This is a genomic window from Mycobacterium sp. E2238 (genome assembly GCF_001672665.1).
Lineage (GTDB): Bacteria > Actinomycetota > Actinomycetes > Mycobacteriales > Mycobacteriaceae > Mycobacterium.
Window position 1 is genome coordinate 1 of the sequence record NZ_LZKF01000203.1, and the last position, 4,597, is coordinate 4,597.

Sequence of the window (4,597 nt, forward strand, 5' to 3'; positions counted from 1 at the left end):
GCGAGACGCTGGCGCACCGTGCGCAGCAGACGCTCCATGACCCCGGGTATGTGGACCATGCGGACAAAGGCGTCGTTGTCGCCGATCCAACCAGTCAGCGGCCCGGCGGTGGTGACCGTCGCGGTCCGAGGGATGTGGCGCAGCAGGGCGATCTCTCCGATGAGCATGCCCGGGAATGCGTGCTCGACGATGACCACGCCGTCGTCGCCTACGTGGGTGATCTCGACGATGCCGGACGAGATGAGCAGGAAGGACACCGCTGCTTCGCCCTGCTGCATCAGCACCTGGCCGGCCGTGGCGCGCAGCGGTTGCAGCGAGGCGGCCAGCGGCACCAGATCGGATGCGGGACATCCCTCGAAGATGTCCATCGTCGCCAGCTCGTCCGCTCGGGCGCCGGTCAAGGCCACTGCGATAGCCCGCCGATCACACCGTCGCGCCGTGAATCTGCGCATCGCGGTGACCGCTGTGCCATGACCTGCCCGCCTGCGTTGCCGTCGTCTACCGCGCCAGGCCCGACAATCCCGGCCGCGGTCGGATGTTGCCCAGGTTATGGGCTCGGTTCCGGCCGCGGCAAGGACGCGCGGGCAGACACTTCGCCAGGGTGATGCCGCGGGGCATGATGTTCGGGTGAGCGCGGGCCCGGCAAAGATCCAGGTGGGCGGCCTATGGTTCGACGCCCTGACCGAAGACCAGGTCGTCGACGTCGTGCGCGAAGCCTGGGCGGCCGGCCGCGGCGGCTCGATCGTCCCGGTGAACGTCGATGTGGCCCGCGCGGCCGCACGCGCCCCTGAGCTGGCCGACCTGATAGCCCGCGCATCCCTCGTCGTCGCCGACGGCATGCCGCTGGTGTGGGCGGCGCGGGCCAAAGGCGACCGGCTGCCCGAGCGGGTCGCCGGCTCGTCGTTGATCTTTCCGCTGAGCGCCGCGGCGGCCGCCGACGGGAAGTCGGTGTACCTCCTGGGAGGGGCCGAAGGGGTGCCGGAACGGGCGGCCGGGGCGCTCGTGGCACGGTCCGCGGACCTGCGCGTCGCCGGCACCCTGTCGCCGCCGTTCGGCTTCGACGACACCGAGGACGGGGCGCGGCGGGCGGTCGCCGCCGTTGCGGCCGCCGCACCCGATCTGGTCTTCGTAGGTCTGGGCTTCCCCAGGCAGGAGCGCCTCATCGAGCTGGTGCGCCAGGAGCTCCCCCACGCCTGGTGCCTCGCCTGCGGCGGCGGCATCGCGATGACCGCCGGGGTCGTCCGCCGGGCCTCCCCCGTGCTGCAACGGCTCGGATTCGAGTGGGTGCACCGGCTGGCGCTCGAGCCGCGGCGCCTCGCCCGCCGCTACCTGCTGGACGATCTACCGTTCGCGCTGGCACTGGTGAGTCGCTCTGCGGCCCAACGGTTTAGGCGCAACCAGGCTCCTTGGCACTCAAGATGAGTCGCACGGCGGCCGGGAGGTCGTCGACCACAACGTCGGCACCGGCCGCCTCCCCGTCACCGGCGCGGAGCAGGACGGTCGCCGTGCCGGCCGCTCGGCCCGCTTCCACATCGGCCTCGCTGTCGCCGATCATCACCGCCTCAGCCAAGGCGAAACCGTGCTCTTGCGCCGCGCGCACCAACATGCCCGCGCCGGGCTTGCGACAGTCGCAGCTGGCCGCCGCGTGCGGGCAGTGGTACGCGGCGTCCAAACGGGCGCCTTCGTCCGCCAGGAGTTGTTCCAGGCGGTCATGGACGGCGGCGAAACGCGCCGCGTCCGCGGCCGGCTCCGATAGCCAACGCTGATTGGTCACCAGGATGGTGCGCAGGCCGGCCTCGTTCAGGGCGGCCACCGCCTTGGCGGCGCCCGGCAACAACACCAGGTCGTCGGGCGACCGGACGTACTCGCCGTCGGCGGCCTTGACGTTGATGGTCCCGTCCCGATCCAGGAAGACGGTGCGCACTTTCCGCAGGTCGGCCATCGGTCGCGACGGTCTCAGCAGGGCCGGGAGAACAACGCCGCTTCGACCATCTCGCAGATCGAGTGGCCCAGGTGCAGGCAGGCCTCCTGGATCCGTCCGGTGTCGTCGCTCGGCACCCGGATGCAGAACTGGGCGACGTCGGCCACCTTGCCCCCGCGCACACCGGTGAGCGCCACCGTCGTCATCCCGGCATCGGCGGCCGCTTCCAGCGCGCGGACGACATTCGGCGAGTTGCCCGACGTGGTGAGGCCGACCACGACGTCCCCCGGCCGGCCGGCGGCGAGCACCTGGCGGGCAAACACCTCGTCATAGGAGTAGTCGTTGCCGATCGCCGTCATCGCGGCCGTGGCGTCCGGCAGGCTGAACGCGGCAAGACCCGGGCGGTCAAAAGCGAAGCGCCCCATCAACTCTGCGGCCAGATGTCCCGCGTCTTGGGCCGATCCGCCGTTGCCGAAGAAGATCACCTTTCCCCCGGCGCGCAACGACTCGATCATCAGCCGTGCGATCTCGACGGTCTGCTCGGCGATGGCGCCCGACAGCATCCGCTGCTTGACCGCGATGGTGTCGGCCAGTCGCTCCTGGACCAGCTCGACGCTTGGCGTCACGACATCCGAGCGGCTCATGCCTGCCATGTGGTCAATCCCTTGCTCTCGAAAGCGAATTCGGTGATGGTGGCGCCGGCCGACTCGAGGCTTTCGATCAGGCGGTGCTTCTTCGCGAAGTCGCAGAACAGCAGGATGTAGCCGCCGCCGCCCGCCCCGGTGATCTTGCCGCCGAGTGCGCCGTTGCGCAGGGCCAGGTCGTAGAGCTCGTCGATGCGCTCATTGGTGATGTACGGCGACATGCGCTTCTTCTGGGTCCAGGCCTCGCCCAGCAGGGCGCCGAATTCGCTCAGCTTGTTCGTCAGCAGGGCGGCCTTCATGGCCACCGCCAGCTCCTTCTGTGCCCGGAGTCCGGCCAGGGTGTCGTCGGCACCGGTGGTGGCGCGCCGCGTCTGGTCCTCGATCACTCGGGCGGAGTCCCGCGTGATGCCGGTAAAGCACAGCAGCAGGCTCAGTTCGAGCTCGAACGCGGTCTCCTCGCGGATGCGCAGCGGGTTGACGATCACGCGGTCGGTGAACTCGATGAAGTTGAATCCCCCGAACGTGGCCGCGTACAGGTCCTGCATGCCACCCGTGATGCCCAGGTCCTCGCGCTCGATCGCGCAGGCCAGCTGCGCGGTCTCGTATTCGCCCATCGGCACGCCGTAGTGCTCGGCGAGCAGGCCGGTCAGCGCGACCATCATGGTCGACGACGAGCCCAGACCCGATCCCGGCGGAGCGCTCGACCGCAGCACCAGGTCATAGCCGTCCGTGCCCTCCTTGCCGAACCTGCGCACCGCGGCCTTGATCAGATCCAGGCTGCCGTCGTAGAGAATCTCGCTGTCGAGCGTCATCTCGTGGGTGGTCTTGAAGTCCACCGACTCGATCGTGACCCGGCGGTCGGTGCGTGGGGACAGCGATCCCTGCGCGTATCGGTCGATGGTCGCGGAGAGGACGCAGCCGCCTTCGGTGGTCGGGAACGGCGGTACGTCGGTGCCGCCTCCCGCGAATGAAATCCGCAGCGGCGCACGGGCGCGGATTCGGGGCCGGGGAAGGGAATTCACTGTCGACGTAATCCGCTCAGCCGGCCGACGCGCGTCCCGCGATCGTCAGCGAAAGGTGCGCCACGTCCTAACCCCATCCATTGCCTGAGCGAGGCCCCAATGCATCGCCTCTCACGAAGAGCCCTAGCGTAACAGCCGGATCGGCAGAGAAATCGGGATTCACCTGCGGATTATGCCAACCCGTCCAAGCCTTCACGAAAGCGATGAAATGAGCCAGGATGCAGTCGAATTGACCCGTGGTCTGCTCACCGAGGCCGCGGTAGCGCGGCACGGTTTCCTCGACGTGTTGGGCGAATCGACGAGTTCCCCGGCCCCGACGTTCGCGCAGCGCGCCATGAACAGTCCCCTCGTCGCGACGGTCTACGAGCGGCTGTGGCGCCCGGCCGCGTTCTATGCGGCCAGCGGCGTCACCACCGGCGCCGAGCAGCGACGCGCCGCTGCTGCATTGCGGCTTTCCGCCGCGGAACGATTACTCGACGTCGCCTGCGGCCCAGGTAATTTCACCGGTTCGCTCGCGGAACAGCTACCCGACGGCGGCCTCGCCGTCGGCTTCGACATCTCCGAGCCGATGCTGACGCGCGCCGTCCTGGACAACAACACTCCGCGCACGTGCTATGTCCGCGGCGACGCTCGCGCGTTGCCGTTCGCCGACGCGACATTCGACGCGGTGTGCTGCTTCGGCGCGCTGTACCTGACGCCCGAGCCGTTCCGCGTGGCACGCGAAATGGTCCGGGTGCTCAAGCCCGGGGGCCGCATCGCGGTCCTCACCAGCTACGTCCCGGACCTGCCGCCGGTGCGGCATGCGATGACCGCCGGTGCCCGCGTCATCGGGCTCACCATGTTCGACCGGCACGCCTTCGTCGACCTGTTCTCCTCGGAAGGGCTGGTCGACGTCGAGCAGCAGACCCAGCGGGCGCTGCAGTTCGTCGCCGCCGCAAAGCCGGGCTGACGGGACTAGGAGGCCACCTTGCACACGCCGAGGACTCGAACGACGGGCGTGCCCGCCGCGC

General features: G+C 69.5%; 6 protein-coding genes. 2 read left to right on the forward strand and 4 right to left on the reverse strand.

Annotated features, from left to right (window positions below; all coding sequences use genetic code 11):
* Positions 1-452 (reverse strand): cyclic nucleotide-binding domain-containing protein (locus A5711_RS18610; RefSeq protein WP_156744989.1); only part of this gene is annotated, 452 nt, incomplete at its 3' end.
* Between the two features lie 175 nt (positions 453-627).
* On the opposite strand from A5711_RS18610, the gene A5711_RS18615 reads away from it, so the two are divergent.
* Positions 628-1,422, forward strand: a complete 795-nt coding sequence (locus tag A5711_RS18615) for a WecB/TagA/CpsF family glycosyltransferase (RefSeq protein ID WP_082953279.1) — start codon at positions 628-630, stop codon at positions 1,420-1,422.
* Here A5711_RS18615 and A5711_RS18620 read toward each other — a convergent pair.
* Genes A5711_RS18620 through A5711_RS18630 form a run of 3 tightly spaced genes read right to left on the reverse strand, consistent with a single transcriptional unit; the run spans position 1,388 to position 3,587 of the window.
* Positions 1,388-1,942 carry an HAD-IIIA family hydrolase gene (locus tag A5711_RS18620; RefSeq protein ID WP_067949067.1) on the reverse strand — a complete coding sequence of 185 codons (555 nt, stop codon included), beginning with the start codon at positions 1,940-1,942 and terminating at the stop codon, positions 1,388-1,390. The two genes, A5711_RS18615 and A5711_RS18620, sit on opposite strands and share 35 nt — an antisense overlap.
* 14 nt (positions 1,943-1,956) lie before the next feature.
* Positions 1,957-2,574 (reverse strand): SIS domain-containing protein, encoded by a 618-nt coding sequence (locus A5711_RS18625; RefSeq protein ID WP_197520827.1) that lies wholly within the window; start codon positions 2,572-2,574, stop codon positions 1,957-1,959.
* On the reverse strand, positions 2,562-3,587 hold the full coding sequence (locus tag A5711_RS18630) for a GHMP kinase (RefSeq protein WP_067949071.1): 1,026 nt from the start codon (positions 3,585-3,587) through the stop codon (positions 2,562-2,564). Before A5711_RS18630 ends, A5711_RS18625 begins: the two co-directional genes overlap by 13 nt.
* A gap of 208 nt (positions 3,588-3,795) precedes the next feature.
* Between A5711_RS18630 and A5711_RS18635 the strand changes: the two genes are divergently transcribed.
* On the forward strand, positions 3,796-4,536 hold the full coding sequence (locus A5711_RS18635) for a class I SAM-dependent methyltransferase (protein WP_067949073.1): 741 nt from the start codon (positions 3,796-3,798) through the stop codon (positions 4,534-4,536).
* Positions 4,537-4,597: the final 61 nt, after the last annotated feature.

Excerpts from the sequence above, each read along its gene's own strand:
- A5711_RS18635 (WP_067949073.1), top strand. The coding sequence starts at position 3,796 with ATGAGCCAGGATGCAGTCGAATTGACCCGTGGTCTGCTCACCGAGGCC.
- A5711_RS18620 (WP_067949067.1), bottom strand. The coding sequence starts at position 1,942 with ATGGCCGACCTGCGGAAAGTGCGCACCGTCTTCCTGGATCGGGACGGG.
- A5711_RS18625 (WP_197520827.1), bottom strand. The coding sequence starts at position 2,574 with ATGGCAGGCATGAGCCGCTCGGATGTCGTGACGCCAAGCGTCGAGCTG.